The 21,473-nt window shown below is 70.0% G+C and carries 21 protein-coding genes; 16 read left to right on the top strand and 5 right to left on the bottom strand.

Annotation, left to right across the window (positions count from 1 at the left end):
- Positions 1–66 precede the first annotated feature (66 nt).
- From rplK to HRF36_RS01515, 3 genes are all read left to right on the top strand, one after another.
- Entirely contained in the window at positions 67–498 is a 432-nt protein-coding gene (gene rplK, locus HRF36_RS01505; protein WP_043592945.1) for a 50S ribosomal protein L11, read from the top strand.
- Between the two features lie 100 nt (positions 499–598).
- The gene (gene rplA, locus HRF36_RS01510) at positions 599–1,288 is read left to right on the top strand and encodes a 50S ribosomal protein L1 (RefSeq protein WP_043592944.1); all 690 of its coding nucleotides are present in this window, start codon (positions 599–601) and stop codon (positions 1,286–1,288) included.
- A gap of 121 nt (positions 1,289–1,409) precedes the next feature.
- Complete coding sequence (locus HRF36_RS01515) at positions 1,410–1,946, top strand: GNAT family N-acetyltransferase (RefSeq protein WP_173205185.1); 537 nt, start codon at positions 1,410–1,412, stop codon at positions 1,944–1,946.
- On the opposite strand, the gene HRF36_RS01520 is transcribed toward HRF36_RS01515, so the two are convergent.
- The gene (locus HRF36_RS01520) at positions 1,943–2,971 is read right to left on the bottom strand and encodes an NADP-dependent oxidoreductase (protein WP_371739956.1); all 1,029 of its coding nucleotides are present in this window, start codon (positions 2,969–2,971) and stop codon (positions 1,943–1,945) included. The two genes, HRF36_RS01515 and HRF36_RS01520, sit on opposite strands and share 4 nt — an antisense overlap.
- Before the next feature lie 126 nt (positions 2,972–3,097).
- Here HRF36_RS01520 and HRF36_RS01525 point away from each other — a divergent pair, with 126 nt between their 5' ends.
- The gene (locus HRF36_RS01525; RefSeq protein ID WP_173205188.1) at positions 3,098–3,739 is read left to right on the top strand and encodes a Pr6Pr family membrane protein; all 642 of its coding nucleotides are present in this window, start codon (positions 3,098–3,100) and stop codon (positions 3,737–3,739) included.
- On the opposite strand, the gene HRF36_RS01530 is transcribed toward HRF36_RS01525, so the two are convergent.
- Both HRF36_RS01530 and HRF36_RS01535 read right to left on the bottom strand, forming a co-directional pair.
- Positions 3,721–4,455, bottom strand: a complete 735-nt coding sequence (locus tag HRF36_RS01530) for a YqaJ viral recombinase family protein (RefSeq protein WP_254280983.1) — start codon at positions 4,453–4,455, stop codon at positions 3,721–3,723. The genes HRF36_RS01525 and HRF36_RS01530 overlap by 19 nt on opposite strands.
- An 85-nt stretch (positions 4,456–4,540) precedes the next feature.
- Positions 4,541–5,731, bottom strand: coding sequence for an ROK family transcriptional regulator (locus HRF36_RS01535; protein WP_173205191.1), 1,191 nt, complete (start codon positions 5,729–5,731; stop codon positions 4,541–4,543).
- 217 nt (positions 5,732–5,948) lie between these two features.
- Between HRF36_RS01535 and HRF36_RS01540 the strand changes: the two genes are divergently transcribed.
- The 12 genes from HRF36_RS01540 to rplL all read left to right on the top strand — a co-directional run bounded on the left by HRF36_RS01540 (position 5,949) and on the right by rplL (position 18,133).
- Positions 5,949–6,692, top strand: a complete 744-nt coding sequence (locus HRF36_RS01540; protein ID WP_371739957.1) for a sugar phosphate isomerase/epimerase family protein — start codon at positions 5,949–5,951, stop codon at positions 6,690–6,692.
- Positions 6,689–7,837: a Gfo/Idh/MocA family protein gene (locus tag HRF36_RS01545; protein ID WP_173205194.1), complete on the top strand. Its 1,149-nt coding sequence runs from the start codon at positions 6,689–6,691 to the stop codon at positions 7,835–7,837. Before HRF36_RS01540 ends, HRF36_RS01545 begins: the two co-directional genes overlap by 4 nt.
- Before the next feature lie 173 nt (positions 7,838–8,010).
- Positions 8,011–9,336: a sugar ABC transporter substrate-binding protein gene (locus HRF36_RS01550; RefSeq protein ID WP_173205197.1), complete on the top strand. Its 1,326-nt coding sequence runs from the start codon at positions 8,011–8,013 to the stop codon at positions 9,334–9,336.
- A 76-nt stretch (positions 9,337–9,412) separates the two neighbouring features.
- On the top strand, positions 9,413–10,408 hold the full coding sequence (locus tag HRF36_RS01555; RefSeq protein WP_173205199.1) for a carbohydrate ABC transporter permease: 996 nt from the start codon (positions 9,413–9,415) through the stop codon (positions 10,406–10,408).
- Positions 10,401–11,240: a carbohydrate ABC transporter permease gene (locus HRF36_RS01560; protein ID WP_173205201.1), complete on the top strand. Its 840-nt coding sequence runs from the start codon at positions 10,401–10,403 to the stop codon at positions 11,238–11,240. The genes HRF36_RS01555 and HRF36_RS01560 overlap by 8 nt, the downstream gene beginning before the upstream one ends.
- Complete coding sequence (locus tag HRF36_RS01565) at positions 11,237–12,409, top strand: Gfo/Idh/MocA family protein (RefSeq protein ID WP_371739958.1); 1,173 nt, start codon at positions 11,237–11,239, stop codon at positions 12,407–12,409. The genes HRF36_RS01560 and HRF36_RS01565 overlap by 4 nt, the downstream gene beginning before the upstream one ends.
- Positions 12,410–12,496: 87 nt before the next feature.
- Positions 12,497–13,510, top strand: coding sequence for a sugar phosphate isomerase/epimerase (locus tag HRF36_RS01570; RefSeq protein WP_173205203.1), 1,014 nt, complete (start codon positions 12,497–12,499; stop codon positions 13,508–13,510).
- Positions 13,511–13,525: 15 nt separating this feature from the next.
- The gene (locus HRF36_RS01575; RefSeq protein ID WP_173205205.1) at positions 13,526–14,500 is read left to right on the top strand and encodes a PD40 domain-containing protein; all 975 of its coding nucleotides are present in this window, start codon (positions 13,526–13,528) and stop codon (positions 14,498–14,500) included.
- A 76-nt stretch (positions 14,501–14,576) separates the two neighbouring features.
- A complete protein-coding gene (locus HRF36_RS01580; protein WP_371740043.1) occupies positions 14,577–15,335 on the top strand; it encodes a response regulator transcription factor in 759 nt (252 codons plus the stop codon).
- Positions 15,332–16,939: a sensor histidine kinase gene (locus tag HRF36_RS01585; protein ID WP_371739959.1), complete on the top strand. Its 1,608-nt coding sequence runs from the start codon at positions 15,332–15,334 to the stop codon at positions 16,937–16,939. Before HRF36_RS01580 ends, HRF36_RS01585 begins: the two co-directional genes overlap by 4 nt.
- 246 nt (positions 16,940–17,185) lie before the next feature.
- Entirely contained in the window at positions 17,186–17,701 is a 516-nt protein-coding gene (rplJ, locus tag HRF36_RS01590) for a 50S ribosomal protein L10 (protein WP_173205209.1), read from the top strand.
- A gap of 48 nt (positions 17,702–17,749) precedes the next feature.
- On the top strand, positions 17,750–18,133 hold the full coding sequence (gene rplL, locus HRF36_RS01595; protein ID WP_173205211.1) for a 50S ribosomal protein L7/L12: 384 nt from the start codon (positions 17,750–17,752) through the stop codon (positions 18,131–18,133).
- A gap of 162 nt (positions 18,134–18,295) precedes the next feature.
- Here rplL and HRF36_RS01600 read toward each other — a convergent pair whose 3' ends face one another.
- Positions 18,296–19,741, bottom strand: coding sequence for an amino acid permease (locus HRF36_RS01600; RefSeq protein WP_173205213.1), 1,446 nt, complete (start codon positions 19,739–19,741; stop codon positions 18,296–18,298).
- A gap of 42 nt (positions 19,742–19,783) precedes the next feature.
- Positions 19,784–21,379, bottom strand: a complete 1,596-nt coding sequence (locus tag HRF36_RS16195) for a LuxR C-terminal-related transcriptional regulator (RefSeq protein WP_173205216.1) — start codon at positions 21,377–21,379, stop codon at positions 19,784–19,786.
- Positions 21,380–21,473 lie beyond the last annotated feature (94 nt).

Here is a 21,473-nt window from a genome sequence, read left to right on the forward strand (position 1 = left end):
CGCGGGCCACCGGGAGAGCAGGTCGCGACCGCGATCCGCTCGAACCCCACAAGAAGGAAAAGAACAATGGCACCGAAAAAGAAGGTCACGGGTCTGATCAAGCTTCAGATCAACGCCGGCGCCGCGAACCCCGCCCCGCCCATCGGCCCGGCCCTGGGTCAGCACGGCGTGAACATCATGGAGTTCTGCAAGGCGTACAACGCGGCGACCGAGTCGCAGCGCGGCAACGTCGTCCCCGTCGAGATCACGGTCTACGAGGACCGCTCGTTCACGTTCATCCTGAAGACCCCGCCCGCCGCCGAGCTCATCAAGAAGGCTGCCGGCGTCGCCAAGGGTTCGGGTACCCCGCACACCACCAAGGTCGGCAAGCTGACCATGGACCAGGTGCGCGAGATCGCGACGACCAAGCAGGCCGACCTGAACGCCAACGACATCGACGCCGCGGCGAAGATCATCGCCGGCACCGCCCGCTCCATGGGCATCACGGTCGACGCCTAAGCAGCACCCCTCCGTGCAGGCGACCCGCCTGCACGACCCTGACATCAGTGGGAGAGCCGGCCAGGCTCGCAACCACGTCCCCAGTACGAAGAGGTTCAACATGGCTCAGAAGTCCAAGGCGTACCGCGCCGCTGCCGAGAAGATCGAGGCAGGCAAGTTCTACAGCACCAGCGAGGCCGTCGCCGTCGCTCGCGAGACCGGTTCGAAGAAGTTCGACTCGACCGTCGAGGTCGCGTTGAAGCTCGGTGTCGACCCGCGCAAGGCCGACCAGATGGTGCGTGGCACCGTCATCCTGCCGCACGGCACGGGTAAGACCGCCCGCGTCATCGTCTTCGCGACGGGTGCCGCCGCCGAGGCCGCCATCGCGGCCGGAGCCGACGAGGTCGGTGGCGACGAGCTCATCGAGAAGGTCGCCGGCGGCTACACGTCGTTCGACTCGGCCGTCTCGACCCCCGAGCTCATGGGCAAGGTCGGTCGTCTCGGTAAGGTCCTCGGTCCCCGTGGCCTCATGCCCAACCCGAAGACCGGCACCGTGACCCCCAACGTCGCGCAGGCCGTCAACGACATCAAGGGTGGAAAGATCGAGTTCCGTGTCGACAAGCACAGCAACGTGCACTTCGTCATCGGCAAGGCCGGCTTCTCGGAAGAGCAGCTGAACACCAACCTCGACGCCGCCCTCGAAGAGGTCGTCCGTCTCAAGCCGTCCTCGTCCAAGGGCCGCTACATCACCAAGGGCACGCTGTCGACGACCTTCGGTCCCGGCATCCCCCTCGACATCAACGTCTTCTAGGTCCATTTGACCCCGAAGACCTGGCGTCGCCCGAAGGCCGTCCCACTCTCGAGTGGGACGGCCTTCGTCGTCGCCCGGCCCGTGGTCGGGCGAGGAGGCGCGGGTGGGGCACCATGGGCACATGACCGTGATCGTGCGCCCCGCCCTCCCCGCCGACGCCCCTCTGCTCGCCGAGGTCGCCGCGGTGACCTTCCCGCTCGCCTGCCCGCCGGGGTCCGACCTCGCGGACATCGCCCGCGTGGTCACGACGGTGCTCTCCGAGGAGGCCTTCACTCGCTATCTCGCCGACGACGCCCGCATCGTCCTGTTGGCCGTGGACCCCACGGCGCCGGGGGCTCTCGGGTACAGCATGATGGTCGCGGGCGATCCGGACGACGCCGACGTCGCCGCTGCGGTGTCGTCGCGGCCGACCGTCGAGCTGAGCAAGTTCTACGTCATGCCTCAGGGGCACGGCACCGGTGCGGCCTCGACCCTGATGGCCTCGACCCTCGAGGCAGCCCGCGCGACCGGCGCCTCCTCGGTCTGGCTCGGCGTCAACCAGCAGAACGAGCGTGCCCTGCGTTTCTACGCCAAGCACGGCCTCGTCGAGGTCGGCACGAAGACGTTCGCCCTCGGCGACGACCTGCAGCAGGACTTCGTGCTCGAGCGTCGGATCTAGGCGTACCGGCTCCATGCCACGGAGCCCGGTGGGGACCGGGTCAGGCGGCCTCGGTCATCGGCGACGCGCAGCACGAGCTTGCCGCGGGTGTGCGACCGCTCGAGGCGCGTGTGGGCGTCGCGGGCGTCGGCCAGGTCGTAGACCTCGTCGACGTAGACGTGGACGTCGCCCGAGTCGAGCAGTCGCGAGATGACCGCGAGCGTGGCGCCGTCGGGGGAGACGGCGAAGCCGGTCGACCGGACGCCGGCCTGGGCGGCCTTACGGGCGAAGGCGGGGCCCGAGGCGAGCGGGGCGTGGACGGCGAGCCCGCCGGCCCGCAGCAGTCGCAGGGAGCGATCGGCCTCGACGTCGTCGTCGACCAGGTTGATCACCACGTCGACCTGGCGGACGCTGCGGTCGACGTCGGCCGCGCCGTAGTCGACGACTTCGGCGGCGCCGAGTTCGCGCAGCCAGGCGGAGTTGTCGCGTGAGCCGGTCGCGACGACGTGCGCTCCGAAGTACGAGGCGAACTGCACCGCGAAGTGCCCGACGCCGCCCGCCCCGGCGTTGATCAGCAGGCGTTGGCCCTCGTGGGCCTTGGCGACGTCGACGACCATGCCCCAGGCCGTGAGGGCGGCGAGGGGTACCGCGGCGGCCTCCAGGTGGGACAGCGTCGCCGGCTTCCGGGCCACCGACAGCGAGGGGACGCTGATGTACTCGGCATAGCTGCCACCCGAGCGCGGGCAGGGGGCCATGCCGTAGACGGCGTCGCCCGGACTCAGCGGATGGGCGGCGTACGGGGTCTCGACGACGACTCCGCTGAAGTCGTGTCCGAGCACGGCCGGGAACGAGGGGATCGCATCGCTGTCGCCCCGACCCGCTCGGGTCTCGAGGTCGAAGCGGTTGACACCGGCGGCGACCACGCGCACCAGCACCTCGGCGTTGACCCGCTGCGGGTAGGGCACGTCCGCGACGACGAGTTGCTCCGGCCCACCGGTCCTCTCGATCACCATGGCACGCATCGTCGTGTGCGTCGTCCTGTCCATCGTCGGCCCCTGTCGGCTCGTGCGCGCCGTGGCTCCGGCGCGGTGGTGACGCCAGTCAACGGGACGCATGAGTCGCCCGTGTTTCGCGGGTGTCACCGACCGGGAAACGATGGGTACGGTGTGCACATGAGAGCATCGGTCGCCGTCCTGCGCATCGCCGCGGCCGTCGCGGTCCTGGTCGCCGTCGTGACCCAGTGGGAGAACAGCGTGCGCGACCCGGCCTACCGGTTCGTCGACTTCTTCGGCTACTTCACGATCCAGAGCAACCTGATCGCGTTGCTCGCCCTGCTGGTCGGGGCCTTCACGGTGCTGCGCAGGACGTCGCCACCCCGTTGGACGGTCGCGTTGCGCGCCGGTGCCACCACCTACATCGCGTTGACGGGCCTCGTCTTCAACCTGGTGTTGGCGGGTCTGCCCTCGACCGACCCGTACACGGTCGGCTGGGCCAGCGACGTGTTCCACCGGGTTATCCCGCTCTACGTCGTGCTCGACTGGGTCGTGTTCGCCGACCGGGACCGGCAGCCGTGGCGGCGCTCCTGGCAGTTCCTGGCGTTCCCGCTGGTCTGGCTGATCGTCGTGCTCGCCCGTGGCACCGATTTCGTGCCGTACCCGTTCCTCGACGTGGCAGCCCTCGGCGGCGGTGTCGTCGCCCTCTGGTGCGTCGGCATCGCCCTGGCGGTGGGGGTGATCGGTGCGCTCGTCGTGCTGGCGTCCCGAGTGCGGTTGCTGGACCCCGACCGGCCTTCGCCTCAACGCAACGGGTCGTAGGGCGGGGGTTCGTAGGCTTCGTAGGCGTCCGGCGGCGGCGGGGCCGAGGACCGGCCGCCCGGTGCGAACGGGTCGACGGGTGCCTGCCGTGCGAGGGTGTCGAGCACCTGGTCGGCGAGGGCCACGAGCCGGTGGATCTCGTCCTCGTCGCGCTCGACCCAGCGGCACTGCGGGTCGCCGTGCACGGGCACGAAATCGGTGTGTTGCTCCCACACCACGAGGGTGCGCTCGGCGCCCAGCACGTATTGCTGCCAGGCGACCTGACGCAGGTACGAGCGGGGGATCGACGACCAGGACTTCTTGGTCGTCTTGATCTCGCAGAGCTCCACGGTGCCGTCGGCGCGGACGGTCACTCCGTCGGGGGTGGCCAGGTGACGTCGCTGACCTGCTGCGTGGAAGAGTTTCTGGCTGGACTCGATGCCGTGCCGCTGCAGCACCCACCGGGCGATCTCGGGTTCACGTGCCCGCCCGTGATCGGTGTACGCGTTGCCGCCGAAACCGTTGCCGTAGAGCTTGTCGAGCACGACGGCCTGCACGGCCCGCGGACTCGAGAGCCGGGCGACGTCGGTGGCGGTGATGCCCTGGCTTCGGGCCCGCAGCCAGGCGATCCGGTCCGACGAATCGGCCAGGACGCGCGTCAGGTGCGCAGGAGGCGCGGCGGGGGTGACCGCGTCGTCGTCGTCCCACAGGGAGAGCATGGGTTGGACGACGGTCATGGTGACCATTGTCTCCCGTGACGGGCGAGAGCACGACACCTGCGCCTCCTCGTGTCGTGGGAGAGGGGACGAGGCACCCGGGCGGTCAGACCGCGGCGGCGAGCTCGTCGATCGCGGCGGGGGAGAGGGCGTGGTGGATGGCGAGCATGCTCGCCCCCATCAGCCCTGCGCGGTCGCCCGCTCGCGACGGCACGATGCCGAGGTGCTCGGTCGCGAGGGGCATGGAGCGCTGGTAGACGACCTCGCGGACGCCCGCCAGCAGGTGCTCGCCCGCTTGCGCCATCGATCCTCCGATGGCGATCACCGAGGGGTTGATCATGTTGACGCAGGCGGTCAGCACTTCGCCGAGATCGCGACCGGCCTGCCGCACGGCCTGCACGGCGTCGACGTTGCCGGCGCGGACGAGCTCGACGACCTGACGGCCCCCCGGGCAGTCGTAGCCGAGCGCCCGGAGCGACCTCGCGAGGGCCGGGCCCGAGGCGACGGCCTCGAGGCACCCGATGTTGCCGCAGTGGCAGACGACGCCGGCGCCGCGGGGGATCTGCACGTGTCCGATGTCGCCCGCGATGCCCTGGGCCCCGCGCTGGAGGCGGCCTCCCGAGATGATTCCCGAACCGATGCCGGTGGCGACCTTCACGAACAGGAAGTGGTCGGTGCTCGGCCAGGCATGGCTGCGCTCGCCGAGGGCCATGATGTTGACGTCGTTGTCGACGAGGACGGGGACGTCGAGGTGACGCCTGACCCAACCCGGCACGTCGAAGCCGTCCCAGCCGGGCATGATCGGCGGGTTGACGGGTCGTCCCGTGCTGAACTGCACGGGGCCCGGCAGGCCGATGCCGACGCCGATGAGGTCGTCGCGGGTGCGCCCCAGCCGGTCGAGCAGGGCGTCCGCCCCGGTGACCATGCCTCCGAGGGTGGTCTCCGGCCCGTCGGCGATGTCGATCAGGCGACGATCGCTCGTCAACTCGACGCCCATCAGATCGGTGAGGGCGAGGTTGACGTGGCCCGCCCCGAAGTCGGCGGCCAGGACGACACGGGCCGAGGGGACGAGAGCGACGCGCGAGGGCGGGCGACCGCCCGTCGAGACGGCGTCGGCGTAGGGGCCGACGAGACCGAGCTCGGCCAGGACGTCGAGTCGCAGGCCGATGGTGGACCGGGCGAGGCCGGTCATCGCGGCGAGCTCGGCCCGCGTGCGCGGCGCGCCGTCGCGGAGCAGCTGGAAGATCTCGCTGGCTCCGGTGCTGCCGAGGGCAGACGACCGCGTGGTGTCGGACATGGCAGCAGTAAACCACAGGCCGTGACGACGGCCGAGAGAAGCCTGGCGAAAAATCGACGACTTTTGCTTGCGGGTCGACAGAAGCGGTCCTATGGTGAGTCTCGGTCGACGCCGACCGCCACTCTTCCGGGGGTGACCGGTCGACGGCTCGACCGCTGAGAGTCCCCGACGGTGCTCGTCACCGTCGCACATCCACTCGGAAGAGGAGACACCCCTGGTGACCATCGCAAGCCCGATCTCGGTCCAGCTGTACACGGTCCGAGACGCCATCGCAGCCGACCTGCCCGGCACCTTGAAGCGCATCGCCGACCTGGGGTACACCCAGGTCGAGCCCTACGCGTTCGTCGATCGCGTCGAGGAGTACGCCGAGGCCCTCCCGGCAGCCGGGCTCACGGCGCCCAGCGCTCACGTCGGGCTGATCGGCAAAGACCTCGAGCCGATCTTCGCCGCCGCCACCCGCCTCGGGATCGGCACGGTCATCGACCCGCACATCGACGAGACCCGCTGGGTCACCCGCGAGGACGTCGAGGCCATCGCACGCGAGCTGGGCGAGATCGCGGACGCGGCCGCCGCCCACGACCTGACCATCGGCTACCACAACCACGCCTTCGAGCTCGAGAACCTGATCGACGGCACCCCCGCCCTCGAGGTGTTCGCCGCGGCCCTGCCCGCGAACGTCGTCCTCGAGATCGACACCTACTGGGTCGAGGTCGGCGGCGTCGACGCCGCCGAGCTGCTCGCCCGCCTCGGTGACAAGGTGCAGTTCCTGCACGTGAAGGACGGCCCGAAGAACAAGAACGACGTCGAGCAGGTCGCCGTCGGACGAGGCTCGATGCCCGTCCGCGACATCCTTCAGGCGGCCCGCCAGGCCACGCCCGTCGTCGAGCTCGACGACCACGCGGGCGACGTCTTCACCGCGCTCGCCGACAGCCTCGAGTTCCTCCAGGGGGTCCGCGCATGAGCGACGTGACCACGGCCTCGCGCACGACCGTCGCTTCCGACGGCAGGACCGGCCCGGTCGGCGTCGGCGTCATCGGTGCCGGCGTGATCAGCGACCAGTACCTCGGCAACCTCACGCAGTTCCCCGACCTGAAGGTGCTCTTCATCGCCGACATCGACCAGGACCGCGCCGCGGCCCAGGCCGAGAAGTGGGGCGTCCCCGCCAGCGGCACGGTCGACGAGCTGCTCGCCCTCGAGGACGTCGAGATCGTCGTCAACCTGACGATCCCGGCGGCTCACGTCGACGTGGCGTTGCAGGCGGTCGCGGCGGGCAAGCACGTCTGGGGCGAGAAGCCCTACGCCCTCGATCGGGAGAGCGGGGCCCGACTGCTCGCGGCGGCGAAGGAGGCCGGCGTCCGGGTGGCCGTCGCCCCCGACACCTTCCTCGGTGCCGGTCTGCAGACCGGCCTGCGGGTGGTCAAGCGAGGCGACATCGGCACCCCCTTGACCGGCCTCGCGCTGTTCCAGGTGCCCGGCCCCGAGTCGTGGCACCCCAGCCCCGAGTTCCTCTTCGCCCACGGGGCAGGCCCCATGTTCGACGTCGGCCCCTATTACCTGACGACGCTCGTGCAGGTGTTCGGGCCCGTGGCCAAGGTCACGGCCACGGCGTCGAAAGCGCGCGACAGCCGGGTCATCGGCTCGGGTCCGAAGGCGGGCACCGTCTTCCCGGTCGAGGTGCCCACGCACATCAGCGCCCTGCTGCAGTTCGCGAGCGGTGCCAGCGCGCAGGCCGTCTTCAGCTTCGACTCGAAGCTGGCGCGGGCCGGTTTCGTCGAGATCGCCGGCACCGAGGGCACGGCCGTGTTCCCCGACCCGAACGAGTTCGAAGGGACCACGACCGTCCACGGCGGCACCGACGAGCCGACGGTCGTCGCAGCCACGGGATCGACCTTCACTCGAGGCACCGGCGTCGCCGAACTCGCCCAGGCGATCCGCGAAGGCCGCCGCGAGCGGGTACCCGGCGAACTGGCCTTCCACGTCCTCGACGTCATGGTCTCGCTGGCCGAGTCCGCCGAGCGCGACGAGAGCGTCCGCGTCGACTCGACCCTCGAGCCGACGCCCGAACTGCCCGAGAGCTGGGACCCCTCCGTTCCGACCCTCGGCTGACCCGGTGCGGTGCCGGCGCCTCCTCGACGCCGGCACCGCGCCTCCTCACCCACCCCGAGCGCACCATCCGCACGACCCACAGCACCACGACCCACAGCACCACGACACCCCGCACCATCCCTTCCCCCCACTCGATGAAGAGAAATCTCGAAGAAGAGACACCAGGAGAAGTCATGCAAACCAAGTTCCGTTGGCTCGCCGCACTCGCGGTCGGAGCCCTCTCGGTCGGATCGATGACCGCGTGCAGCGCCTCGGGCGGCAGTGGCGACGCCGACACGATCACCTACTGGGCCAGCAACCAGGCTCCGACGGTCGAGAAGGACGCCGAGATCCTGCAAGAGAGCATCGACCGATACACGGAGGAGACCGGCGTCAAGGTCGACCTCGAGGTCATCCCGTGGTCCGACCTCTACAACCGCATCCTCACCGCCGTCTCGAGCGGTGAGGGCCCCGACGTCCTCAACATCGGCAACACCTGGGCGGTGTCGCTGCAGTCCAGCGGTGCCTTCGTGCCGTGGGAGGGCGACGCCCTCGACCAGGTCGGCGGCCAGAACCGCTTCGTGCAGTCGAGCTTCGCCACCGGTGGTGCCGAGGGCCAGGCGCCGACCTCGATCCCGCTCTACGGTCTGTCGTACTCGCTGTACTACAACACGAAGATGTTCGAGGCCGCGGGCATCACCACGCCGCCGGCCACCTGGGACGAGTTCGTCGAGGACGCCAAGAAGTTGACGGTCGACACGGACGGCGACGGCACGATCGACCAGTGGGGCGTGACCATGGCCGGGTCGAGCATCTCGAACAACGCCCACCAGGCGTTCGTCCGGGGTCTGCAGAACGGAGGCGCGCTCTACGACGAGGACGGCAAGCCCGACTTCGGCAACGACGGCGTCGTGAAGGGCGTCAAGGAGTGGGTCGACCTGATGGCGGTCGACAAGGTGGTCTCGCCGTCCGACGCCGAGAGCGTGAACGGCTCGGACATGGCGGCGACCTTCGCCGACAACAAGGCCGCGATGTTCTTCGACCAAGCCCCCGACGCCAACCTCGCCGCCCGCGACTTCGCCGACTACGCCGCAGCACCCGTGCCGATGGAGTCCGCCGACGCGACCGATCTGCTCGGCACCCAGAGCCACGTGGCCGGCATCAACATCAGCGTCTTCGAGAACAGCGGCAACAAGGACGCCGCGATCGACTTCGTCAAGCACCTGACGAGCGACTCCGAGCAGGTGTACCTCAACCAGTCGTTCAGCTCGCTGCCCGTGGTCACGAGCGCGTACGACGACCCGGCGTTCCAGTCGGACACCATCAAGCTGAAGCAGGTCACGCTCGCCGACCACGCCCAGCCCATGCCCCTCTATCCCTCCGAGGGGCAGATGGAGACCTTGGTCGGCACCGCGATCAAGAACCTCCTCGCCACCGCAGCCCAGGGCGGTTCCGTCAGCGAGTCCGACGTCCAGTCGGCCCTCGAGGACGCGAACAGTCAGATGAGCTCGGGTCAGTAGCCCGTCCCACCGCTACCGGTGGGGGCGGTCGGTCACCGCGACCGGCCGCCCCCGCCGAGGCCCCGAGAGGACCCTCATGACCGTCAACGTCCTGCCCCCCGCCACCACCGAGAAAGACCTCCCGCCCGACCCGCACCAGCAGGCCCCGATCGAGCCGGCCAAGCGCAAGAAACACCGCTCGCCGCTCGCCTACGTCCTCGTGGCACCGGCCGCCCTGGCCGAACTGCTCGTCCACATCGTCCCGATGGTGCTGGGCGTGTGGATCGCCTTCATCACGCTGAACCAGCTCAGCATCGCCAACTGGGTCAACGCGCCCTTCGTCGGGCTGCAGAACTTCGTCACGGCGCTCGACCCGAGTTCGCCGATCGCCGGACAGCTCTACGGCGCCCTCGGTCGCACGGTGCTCTTCACGGTGATCGTCGTGGCGATCGCGTGGAGCATGGGCATGCTGGGTGCCGTCCTGCTGACCAGCTCCTTCAAAGGACGCGGCATCCTGCGCACGCTCTTCCTCGTGCCCTACGCCCTGCCGTCGTACGTGGGCACCATCGCCTGGGCCTTCATGTTCAACCAGCGCGACGGGGCCATCAACCGCTTCCTGGTGGACGACCTCGGCATTTTGCAGGACCGCCCCTTCTGGCTGCTCGGCGGCAACTCGTTCTGGGCCATCGTCATCGTCACGGCGTGGCAGTTCTGGCCCTTCGCCTTCCTGATGCTGCTCGCCGCCCTGCAGAACATCCCCGGCGACGTCTACGAGGCCGCCAGCCTCGACGGCGCCAGCCTCTGGAAGCAGTTCACCCAGATCACCCTGCCCATGGTCAAGCCGGCCAATGCCGTGCTGCTGTTGATCATGAGCCTGTGGATCTTCAACCAGTTCAACGTGCCGTACGTGCTCTTCGGCCCGGCCTCACCCGAGCAGGCGACGCTCATCTCGCCGCTGATCTACCAGCAGTCGTTCAACAACTGGAACTTCGGCCTCGGCGGCGCCATGAGCGTGATGCTCCTGGTCGTGCTGCTGATCGCGTCGGCGTTCTACATCCGCATGGTTCTGCCGAAGGGACAACACGATGATTGAGACCCGTGGGTTCAAGGTCTTCCGCTTCTTCGGGCTGGCCTTCCTGTCGCTCGTGGTGGTCATCCCGCTCTACGTGGTGCTGACCACCTCGATCAAGCCCCTCGCCGACGTGCAGGGTCTGTTCACGTGGATCCCCAGCCGGGTGACGCTCGAACCGTACGTCCAGATCTGGCAGACGGTGCCGCTGGCCTCGTACTTCAAGAACAGCCTCATCGTCACGATCTCGGCGACGGTGCTCTCGGTGGCCATGGCCGTCCTCGCCGCCTACTCGCTGGCCCGGATGCGGTTCCGGGGGCAGCGCAGCTTCAGCCTGGTCGTCCTCTCGACGCAGATGTTCCCGGGCATCCTGTTCCTGCTGCCGCTGTTCCTGATCTTCGTGCAGATCCAGCGCACGATCGGGGTGCAGCTGACCGGCAGCTACCTCGGCCTGATCATCACGTACATGACGTTCTCGCTGCCGTTCTCGATCTGGATGCTGACGGGCTACTTCGCGTCGATCCCGAAAGAGCTCGAAGAGGCCTCGATGATCGACGGCACGGGACGCCTCGGCGCCCTGTTCCGGGTCGTGATCCCCGTCGCGAAGCCCGGCATCATCGCCGTCGCGGTCTACGCCTTCATCACGGCCTGGGGAGAGGTGCTCTTCGCCTCGGTGCTCACGAGCAAGGACACGCGGACGCTGTCGATCGGTCTGCGGGCGTACGCCTCGCAACAGGACGTGTACTGGAACCAGCTCATGGCCGCGTCGGTCGTCGTCTCGCTGCCCGTGCTCATAGGCTTCATGCTCGTGCAGAAACACTTGATCACCGGACTGTCGTCGGGGGCCGTGAAGTGACCGACCCGGCCGTGGCCACGGCGGTGCAGCCGGTGGGCGTCACCGCCGGCCCGGTCGGACGCAAAGAATCACGCCGAGGAGGCGCGGCACCGGTCGAACCGCTGCGCGTCGGCATCGTGGGCGGCGGCTTCATGGCACGCGTGCACGCCGGTGCCGCGCGGTCGGCGGGTGCCCGGGTGGTCGCCCTCGCCTCGTCGAGCGCCGCCAGCGCGGCCGGGGCGGCGGCCTCGCTCGGCGTCGACACGGCGCACGAGAGCGTCGACGACCTCGTGACCGACCCCGGGGTCGACGTCGTCCACGTCTGCTCACCGAACGCCTCGCACGCCCCCGTCGCGCTGGCGGCGCTCGCCGCCGGCAAGCACGTGGTCTGCGAGAAGCCGCTCGCGACCTCGACCGCCGAGGCCGAGGCCCTGGTCCGCGCCGCCCGGGACGGCCGACTGGTCGGCGCGGTGCCCTTCGTCTACCGGTATCACCCGATGGTGCGAGAGGCGCGGGCGAGGGTCGCCGCGGGCGAGGTCGGCCGGGTGCTGAGCGTGCGCGGGTCGTACCTGCAGGACTGGCTGCTCGACAGTGCCGACGTCGACTGGAGGGTCGATTCGGCGGCAGGAGGCCCGTCGCGAGCCTTCGCCGACATCGGGAGCCACCTGGTCGACCTCCTCGAGTTCGTCCTGGGCGACCGTCTGGCGAGGCTGACGTCGACGACCCACACGGTGCACGCGCGGCGCGGCGGGACGCCGGTCGACACCGAGGACGAGGCGGCCGTCGTGTTCGAGACGGTCCGGGGTGCGATCGGCACCCTCTTCGTGTCGCAGGTCGCGCCGGGGCGCAAGAACCGCCTCCTGCTCGACCTGTCCGGCACCGCCGAGAGCCTGGAGTTCTCGCAAGAGGAGCCCGAGACGCTCTGGGTCGGACGTCGATCGGGCACGCAGCTCGTGGCGCGGGACGCCGCCGTGCTCGCGCCCGACGCCGCCCGGCTCTCCACCGTCCCCGCAGGACACCCGATGGGCTACGTCGACGCCTTCGCGGGGTTCGTCCGGGATGCCCACGACGCGGTCCGTGGCGGGGCCCCTGAGGGACTGCCGACCTTCGCCGACGGCCTGCGTGCCGTTCGGGTGACCGAGGCGGTCCTCGCCTCCGCCGCGTCGCGCAGTTGGGTCGACCTGCCCTGACCCGCTGCCCGTCCGCACCGTCCGACCGCCTGTCCGAACCGACCCCGTCGCCCGCCCGCCCCCCCTGTCGCCCCCGAGAAGGAACCCATGGCCGAGAGCTCCCGCCCCGTCACCCTGTTCACCGGCCAGTGGGCCGACCTGCCGTTCGAGGAGGTCGCGGCGCTCGCGGCCGGCTGGGGGTACGACGGGCTCGAGATCGCGGCCTCGGGCGACCACCTCGACCTCGAGCGTGCCGATCAGGACGACGCGTACCTGCGCGCACGGCTCGACGTGCTCGAACGACACGGGCTGGGGGTCTGGGCCATCTCGAACCACCTGACCGGTCAGGCGGTCTGCGACGACCCGATCGACTTCCGTCACCAGGCGATCGTGCGGCCGTCCACCTGGGGCGACGGCGACCCCGAGGGCGTCCGTCGGCGCGCGGCGGACGACATGAAGCGGGCGGCACGCGTCGCCCGCAAGATGGGCGTCGACACCGTGGTCGGCTTCACGGGCTCCAAGATCTGGCCCTACGTCGCGATGTTCCCCCCGGTGCCCGCGGCCGTGATCGACGCCGGCTACGAGGACTTCGCCGACCGGTGGAACCCCATCCTCGACGTGTTCGACGCCGAGGGCGTCCGGTTCGCGCACGAGGTGCACCCGAGCGAGATCGCCTACGACCACTGGACGAGCGTCCGCGCCCTCGAGGCCATCGAGCACCGGTCGGCCTTCGGTTTCAACTGGGACCCCTCGCACATGCTCTGGCAGGGAGTCGACACGGTGTCGTTCATCACCGACTTCGCCGACCGTATCTTCCACGTCGACTGCAAGGACACCCGCATCAAGCCGCCTACCGGGCGGTCGGGCGTGCTCGGCTCGCACCTGCCCTGGGGCGACCCGCGCCGCGGCTGGGACTTCGTCTCGACCGGGCACGGCGACATGAACTGGGAGGACGCCTTCCGCGCGCTCGACGCCATCGGCTACGACGGCCCGATCTCGATCGAGTGGGAGGACGCCGGCATGGATCGGTTGCACGGTGCCCCCGAGGCGCTCGCCTACATCCGCTCGCTGCTCTGGAAACGTCCGAGCGCCTCCTTCGACGCCGCCTTCTCGAACCAGTGACGGCAGGCTGATCCCGTGCCCAGGACCCTGCTGCCCGGCCAGCGCAGCCGCCTGCTGGTCGTCGACCCGGCGACCGGCGACACCGAGGTCGTCCTCGAGAGCGACCGCGTGCTCGTCGAGGCCCCGAACTGGAGCCCCGACGGTCGCTGGCTCGTCGTAAACGGCGACGGCCTGCTCTGGCGCCTGCCCGCCGACGCCCGAGGGGCCGACGAGACGGCGCTCGAGGAGGTGCCGATGGGTGACGTCCCCGAGATCAACAACGACCACGTCATCGCCCCCGACCAGGGTGCCGTGATCGTGAGTGCCCGCGACGGCCACCTGTACGAGGTGCCGTGGGAGGGGGTCGTGCCGGGCGGCACGGCCCGCCGCGTGACCCGCGACCACCCCGTCGGTCGCAACCACAAGAACTACCTGCACGGGGTCTCGCCCGACGGTGCGACGCTGAGCGTGATCGTCGGTGCCCTTCCGGCAGCGGTCGACGACCCGGACGACCCGGAGGCGCGGGCCGGTTGGCGGACGAACGTCGCCCTGGTCTCGCTCGCCGACGGTGCGACCACACCGGTGACCGACGACGAGCACCCCGACGACGGGGCCGGGTTCTCGCCCGACGGCGCCTGGTTGTGGTCGAACTCGGAACGCGCCTCCGCGGGGGTCCCCGGGCACGCCCAGCTCTTCCGCAGCCGGCTCGACGGCGACGCCCTGGTCCAGGTCACCGACGACGAGCGGGTCAACTGGTTCCCTCACGTGTCGCCCGACGCGTCGACCCTGCTCTGGGTGTCGTTCGAGCCCGGAACGCTCGGCCACCCCGAGAACCGCGAGGTCGTGTTGCGCACCCTGCCGTTGGGGCCCGACGGTCTGCCCGTGCCGGGCCGCGCGCCGCGCGACGTCCTCGCCCTGTTCGGCGGCCAGGGCACGATCAACGTTCCCTGCTGGGCCCCCGACTCGACCCGCTTCGCCTGCGCCGACTACCCGCTGGAGGGGCCCCGATGAATTCCCCATGGAACCCCTGTGAAGAATGCCCAGGCGGCTCATCGTCCGATCACAGTCGGTTCATAGGAAGGGCTCGATACTGGGAAGGGTGACCACAACGACCCCCGCCACCGCTTCGGCCCCCCGCCTCACCCGTGCCGACGGAACGCCCCTCCGAGTCCTCGTCGTCGACGACGAGAACAGTCTCACCGACCTGCTCTCGATGGCCCTGCGGTACGAGGGCTGGGACGTCAAGGCGGCCTCCGACGGTCAGGCGGCCCTCGCGACGGCGCGCGAGTTCAAGCCCGACGCGATCGTGCTCGACTGGATGCTGCCCGACATCGACGGCATCCAGGTGCTCGGGCGACTGCGCTCGAGCGGTGACGACACCCCGATCCTGTTCCTCACCGCGAAAGACAGTGTCGAAGACCGCGTGTCGGGCCTCACCGCCGGCGGCGACGACTACGTCACCAAGCCGTTCTCGCTCGAAGAGGTCGTCGCCCGCCTCCGCGGCCTGATCCGCCGGTCGGCCTCGGCCGTCAGCGAGGCCGGCGACTCGCGCATCGTCGTCGGCGAGCTCGTGCTCGACGAGGAGAGCTACGAGGTGACGCGCGCCGGTCGCGAGATCGAACTGACCGCGACCGAGTTCGAGCTGCTGCGTTTCCTGATGCGCAACCCGCGTCGCGTGCTGAGCAAGGCGCAGATCCTCGACCGGGTCTGGAGCTACGACTTCGGCGGCAAGTCCAGCGTCGTCGAGATCTACATCTCGTACCTGCGCAAGAAGATCGACGTCGGCGAGGAGCCGATGATCCACACCGTGCGCGGTGTGGGCTACGTCATCAAGCCCACGTCGTGAGCGATGCCCTGCCCGCTCGGGTGGGCTCGCGCCTCCGCGGCCTCGCGGGACGGGTTCCCGGCCTCGCCGGGCCGCTCACTCTGCGCAACCGCCTGATCCTCAGCATCGTCGCACTCGTCGTGCTGCTGACCATCGTCATCGGCACGGTGAGCGTCTTCGTGCTGCAGGCGTCGCTGATGCGTCAGCTCGACGACGAGCTCGACGGGGCGATCTCACGCTCGGTGCCCATGGTCAACGCCCAGGGGTCGACGGCGAGGCCGAACCTGACACCCGACGGCGACGACCTCTCGGGCCCGCGACAGTCACCCGGCACCTTCACGGCCGTCGTCGTGAACGGAACGGTCGTGGCCGCCTATCGGGTCGAGCAGTCGGGGCAGGTCGTCATGCCGCGCCTGACCGACGACCTGACCTCGGTCGTCACGACGGTCGCGGGAACGACCGAGCCCGAGACCGTCTCGCTCGGATCGGCCCTGGGCTCGTATCGGGTGGAACCCCTCGCGGTGGGCTATCAGACGACGACCACGTCGGGTTCCTCGGTCACCACGCCGGCCTACCTCGTGGTGGGACTGCCGACGAGCAGCGTCGACCGCACCATCACGGTCATGGTGATCACCATCCTCGCCGTGACCCTCGTCGGCCTCGCGATCGCGATCGTCGTGGCCTACGGCGTCGTCCGCAGCGCCCTGCGTCCGCTCGAGCGCATGTCCGACACCGCCCTGCGGGTCGCCGAGCTGCCCCTCGATCGCGGCGAGGTCGCCCTGGCGGAACGCGTCGACGAGGCCGACGCCGACACCCGTACCGAGGTCGGCCGCGTCGGCGCCTCGCTCAACCGCATGCTGGGACACGTCGCCGCGGCCCTCGAGGCTCGTCAGCAGAGCGAGAACAAGGTGCGGCAGTTCGTCGCCGACGCGTCGCACGAGCTGCGCACCCCGCTCGCATCGGTGCGTGGCTACGCCGAGCTGACCCGCCGCATGAACACCGGTCTGCCCGACGACGTGGTCTATGCCATGGGCCGCATCGAGTCGGAGTCGCTGCGGATGACCTCGCTCGTCGAGGACCTCCTGCTGCTCGCCCGCCTCGACGAAGGTCGCGACCTCGTCACGGGCGACGTCGACCTCACTCGGGTCGTGCTCGACACGGTCAACGACGCCCACGTGGCGGGGCCGACGCACGACGTCGACGTGTACGTGCCCGACGAGCCCGTGTCGGTGCCGGGCGACGCGATGCGACTGCACCAGATCGTGGCGAACCTGCTGACGAACGCGCGCACCCACACCCCCGACGGCACGCACGTGCACGTCTCGCTCACGGTCGACGACGGCTCGGGGCAGGCGATCGTCTCGGTCGCCGACGACGGGCCGGGCATCGACCCGGCCGTGCTGCCGGTGCTGTTCGAGCGGTTCGCCCGCGCGGACAGCTCCCGGTCACGAACGGCCGGCTCGACGGGTCTCGGCCTGGCGATCGTCCAGGCCGTCGTCCACTCGCACGGCGGGACCGTCGACGTCGAGAGCTCGACCGAGGGGGCGACCTTCACGGTCCGCCTGCCGCTGTCGGCCGACACCGTCCTGACCGCCCGGGGAGGCGAGGAGGCGCGACTTGCGTGAGCGCGCCTCCTGCGTCTACTCTGTACGAAGCCCAAGACCGCCGGTTGTGCTCGTCTGCTCGCAGACAGGTGCCGAAGGTTCTCGAGAGAGAGCGACCAGCGCAGGTGTGTGAAGTCGTTCCTCTTCTCGAAGAGATCCAGCTCCGTGCGCTTGCGCCGGAGCTTTTTTCATTGGTGCGGCACCGGTCTCGGTGCGGCCGAGTCGAGCACCGGGGGGCTGCCGGCACACCCACGTTTTAGGAGAGCCATGGCGAACAAGGAAGCATCGGTCGCCGAGCTCACGGAGAACTTCCGTGGCTCGACCGCCGTTCTGCTCACCGAGTACCGCGGTCTCACTGTTGCCGAGCTGAAAGAGCTCCGCAAGTCCATCAGTGCAGACGCGACGTACGCCGTGGTGAAGAACACGCTCAGCAAGATCGCGGCGAACAACGCCGGAATCAGCTCGTTCGACGACGAACTCGTCGGACCGTCTGCGATCGCCTTCGTGCACGGTGACCCTGTCGCCGTCGCCAAGGGCCTGCGTGACTTCGCCAAGGCACACCCCGCTCTGATCGTGAAGAACGGTTACTTCGACGGTAACCCTCTCTCGGCAGACGAGGTCAACAAGCTCGCCGATCTCGAGTCCCGAGAGGTGCTGCTGGGCAAACTGGCCGGCGCCTTCAAGGCTTCGCTGTTCGGTGCTGCCTACCTGTTCCAGGCTCCGCTCTCGCAGGCCGTCCGTACGGTCGAGGCTCTGCGCGCGAAGCAGGACGCCGACAGCTAACAGCTGTCGCACCAACCCCCACTTCAGTTACACAACAAGGAGAAAATCATGGCGAAGCTCACGCAGGACGAACTGATCGAGGCTTTCAAGGAGCTCACGCTCATCGAGCTCAGCGAGTTCGTGAAGAAGTTCGAAGAGGTCTTCGAGGTCACCGCTGCTGCCCCCGTGGCCGCCGCCGGTGCCGCCGGCCCCGCCGCCCCCGTCGAAGAGGTCGAGGAGAAGGACTCCTTCGACGTCGTCCTCGAGGCTGCCGGCGACAAGAAGATCCAGGTCATCAAAGAGGTCCGTGCGCTCACCAGCCTCGGCCTGGGCGAGGCCAAGGCCGTCGTCGACGGTGCCCCCAGCACCGTCCTCGAGGGCGCGAACAAGGAAGCCGCCGAGAAGGCCAAGGCTCAGCTCGAGGCCGCCGGCGCGACGATCACCCTCAAGTAGTCGGCAGGCCCTCGCGGCCCTCTGCGCTTGAGCGGCACGTCTGCTCAGCACCACACGGAAGGCGCCACCCCTCGGGGTGGCGCCTTCCGGCGTTTCCGCGCGTGCTGCCGAGGTGCGCTGCCCGGCTGCGCCGGAACCCGCAGATCACGCGACGGGAGGCGGTCAGGAGGCGCGGGCGAGGACCGAGTGCCGGCGTCCGTACCCGAGGTACACGGCCGTGCCCACGACCATCCAGACGGCGAAGGCCGCCCAGGTGACCCAACCGAGCGTCACCATGAGCAGGACGCAGAAGGCGCAGCCGAGGAGAGGGGTCAACGGGTAGAGCGGCACCTTGTAGGTGCGCTCGAGCTCGGGCCGGTTGCGTCGCAGCCAGATGACCGAGACGTTGACCAGGGCGAAGGCGAAGAGTGTGCCGATGCTCGTCGCGTCGGCCAGGGCGCCCAGGGGGACCACCGCGGCGGCCGCGGCCACCACCCCGCCGACGATCAGGGTGCCGGCCACGGGTGTCCGGGTCCGCGTCGAGATCCGGCCGAGGACTCGGGGGACGAGGCCGTCGCGGGCCATCGAGACGAAGATGCGCGTCTGGCCGTACAGCACCGTCAGCACGACGCTGGCGATCGCCGCCACGGCCGTGACGGCGAACACGAAGGCGACCCACGGCTGGCCGGTGATGTCGGCGACGATCGTCACGAGTGTCGCCTCGCCGTCGGTGAATGTCGTCCAGGGTCGCGCGCCGACGGCCGCGACGGCGACGAGGATGTACAGCACCGTGATGATCACGATCGAGGCGATGATGGCGCGGGGCAGGTCGCGCTTCGGGTCCCGGGCCTCCTCGCCGGCCGTCGACGCCGCATCGAAGCCGATGTACGAGAAGAACAGCCGGGACGCGGCGGCCGAGACCCCGGCCGCGCCCATCGGCGCGAGCGGCTCGAAGTTGCCGATGCTGAACGCCGTGAAGGCGACGGCGACGAAGAAGACGAGCAGTGCCACCTTGACGACGACGAGCAGCGTGTTGACCCAGGCGCTCTCGCGTGCCCCCGGCACGAGGACGAGGGTGGCGAGCAGGACGAGCACTGCCGCGGGCAGGTTCAGCACGCCACCGGCGCCGGGGGGCTCGGCGATCGCCGCGGGCAGGGCGAGCCCGAACGCGTCGAGGGCCTCGTTCACGTACTGGCCCGCGCCCACCGCGACCGCTGCGACCGAGACGGCGTACTCGAGCACGAGACACCATCCGCAGACCCAGGCGATGCCCTCGCCGAGAGTGGCGTACGCGTACGAGTAGCTCGAGCCCGACACGGGCACGCTGCCCGCCATCTCGGCGTAGGACAGGGCCGACAGCAGGGCCGCGACGCCCGCGAGGACGAAGGAGATCCAGACCGCAGGACCGGCCAGGGGGACGGCCGTTCCGAGGACGACCAGGATGCCCGTGCCGAGCGTCGCGCCGATGCTGATCGCCGTGAGGTGCCAGACGCCCAGAGTGCGCCGCATGCCGGGCCCGCCGTCGGCGGAAGATGCCTCGCTCTCGGCGACGTAGGCCTCGAGGGGTTTGCGCGCCTTCAGCTGGGCGATCAGGGGCGGGCGGGACGTGACGCGGGACTCGTGGGGCACCGCGAGAGGCTACCGCACGGCCGGCACCGAGCCCGCTCGGTACTACTCGTCGAGGTCGAGCCCGAGTTGCTTGACGCGCGTCATCGCCTCGCGACGTGAGGACGCCTGCAGCTTGCGGTAGATGCTGCGGACGTGGCTCTTCACGGTGTTGACCGAGATGAACAGCTGGCTGCCGATCTGGCCGAGGGTCTGCCCGGTGGCCAGGTGCCGGACGATGACGAGCTCGCGGTCGCTCAGCGGCTCGGCGAGCTGCGGCACGACGTCCACCGAGGTGCCGCGCAGACGGTCGAGCACTCCGACGATGGCCGGCGGCTGGCGGCGGGCGACGGCCCGTTGCACGAGGTGCTCGATGACGTCCTCCGGCAGGGTGGCGAAGAGCCAGATCGACCCGTTGTGACCAGAGCTCAGCAGGGCCTGGTCGAACGCGATGTCGCTGTGCGCCGCGTCACCGAGGGCGAGGTGGGCGGCGGCCTGGATCGCGTGCACCTGGCCCATCGTGCGCTCGCTGTGCAGGTCGCCGATCGCGAGGCACGGATCGAGCGCCTCGAGGGCGGCCTCGGGTTCGCCGGCGGCGAGGTGCACGAGGGCGAGCACGCGACCGGGGCAGCGGATGTGGTGGTGCGAGGGGGCGACCGACGACGCCAATCGGCGGGCTTCGTGCGGCTGCCCCAGGAGGCGCATGGTCTCGGCGCGCATCACGATCGCCGAGTCGGTCAGGGCGCTGTGCCCGGTGAAGCCGTCGATCGTGCGGGTGATGCGGGCGAGCAGGTCGAGCACCTCGATGTAGCGGTTCTCGGACAGCAAAACGTGTGCCTCGGCGAAGAGACCGAGCGCTTCCCAGTCGCTGCCGCGCGACGCCTGACGGACGTCGGCGAGCAGGCCCTCGTGGCCGCCCACGGCCTCCCCGCGTTCGAGGGCGAGGTGTACGCGGGTGATCTGGGTCAGGGCCCCGAACGAACTGGCCAGCAGGTCGGTGCCGTCGGCGAGCTCTCCCGCGAGGTCGCCGTGCCGGTCGGCGAGGTCGAAGTCGCCGATCAGCATCGCGATGAAGGACAGGGCCGAGAGGCACTCGACGCGCTCGGCGGTGCTGAGGTGGTCCTCACCCAGACCGTTCGCGAGACTGAGCGCGAAGCGGGCCTGGTCGATCTCGCCGTAGTGCAGGCGGATCAGGCCGAGTTGCAGCGAGAACGAGGCGCTGAGCGAGATGCGCACGCTGATCGACTCGGCCAGGTCGTTCTCGATCAGGGTGCGGGCGACCTCGAGGTGCTCGTGGGCCACGACGAAGTTGCCCAGGGTGCGCAGGGACGCCCCGAGGTGGACGTGGTACCCCGCCCGGATGTCCAACGGCAGGTCGGGGTCGGCGTCGAGTGCCTTGGCGACTCCGCGGAACCAGGGCAGGGCGGCGCTGCGCGAGCGGGATCCGACGGAGCGATGGCTCGCGGCCAGGGCGAGCAGGATCCGGGGCCGGCCGCGCCACTCCTCTTCGGGTGTCGAGCGGATCGCCTCGCGCAGACGTGCGCCCTGCAGGGGGGCGATCTGGGTCCAGCCCTGTTCGATGGCATCCAGAGCGGCCCGGTGGTCGGCGGGTTGTAGTTCGGCGCTCGGTGGTTCTACGGCCGTGGGGTTCGAGGTGTTCACGATGGTCCTAGCTCCGCCGCTTCGGGAGGCTCACCCGTCGGGTAGGGCGAGCGCGGCTGCCGGAGCCTGGTCAGGTGCACCGACACCGCCATAC

It is taken from the genome of Frigoribacterium sp. VKM Ac-2836, assembly GCF_013248995.1.
Lineage (GTDB): Bacteria > Actinomycetota > Actinomycetes > Actinomycetales > Microbacteriaceae > Frigoribacterium.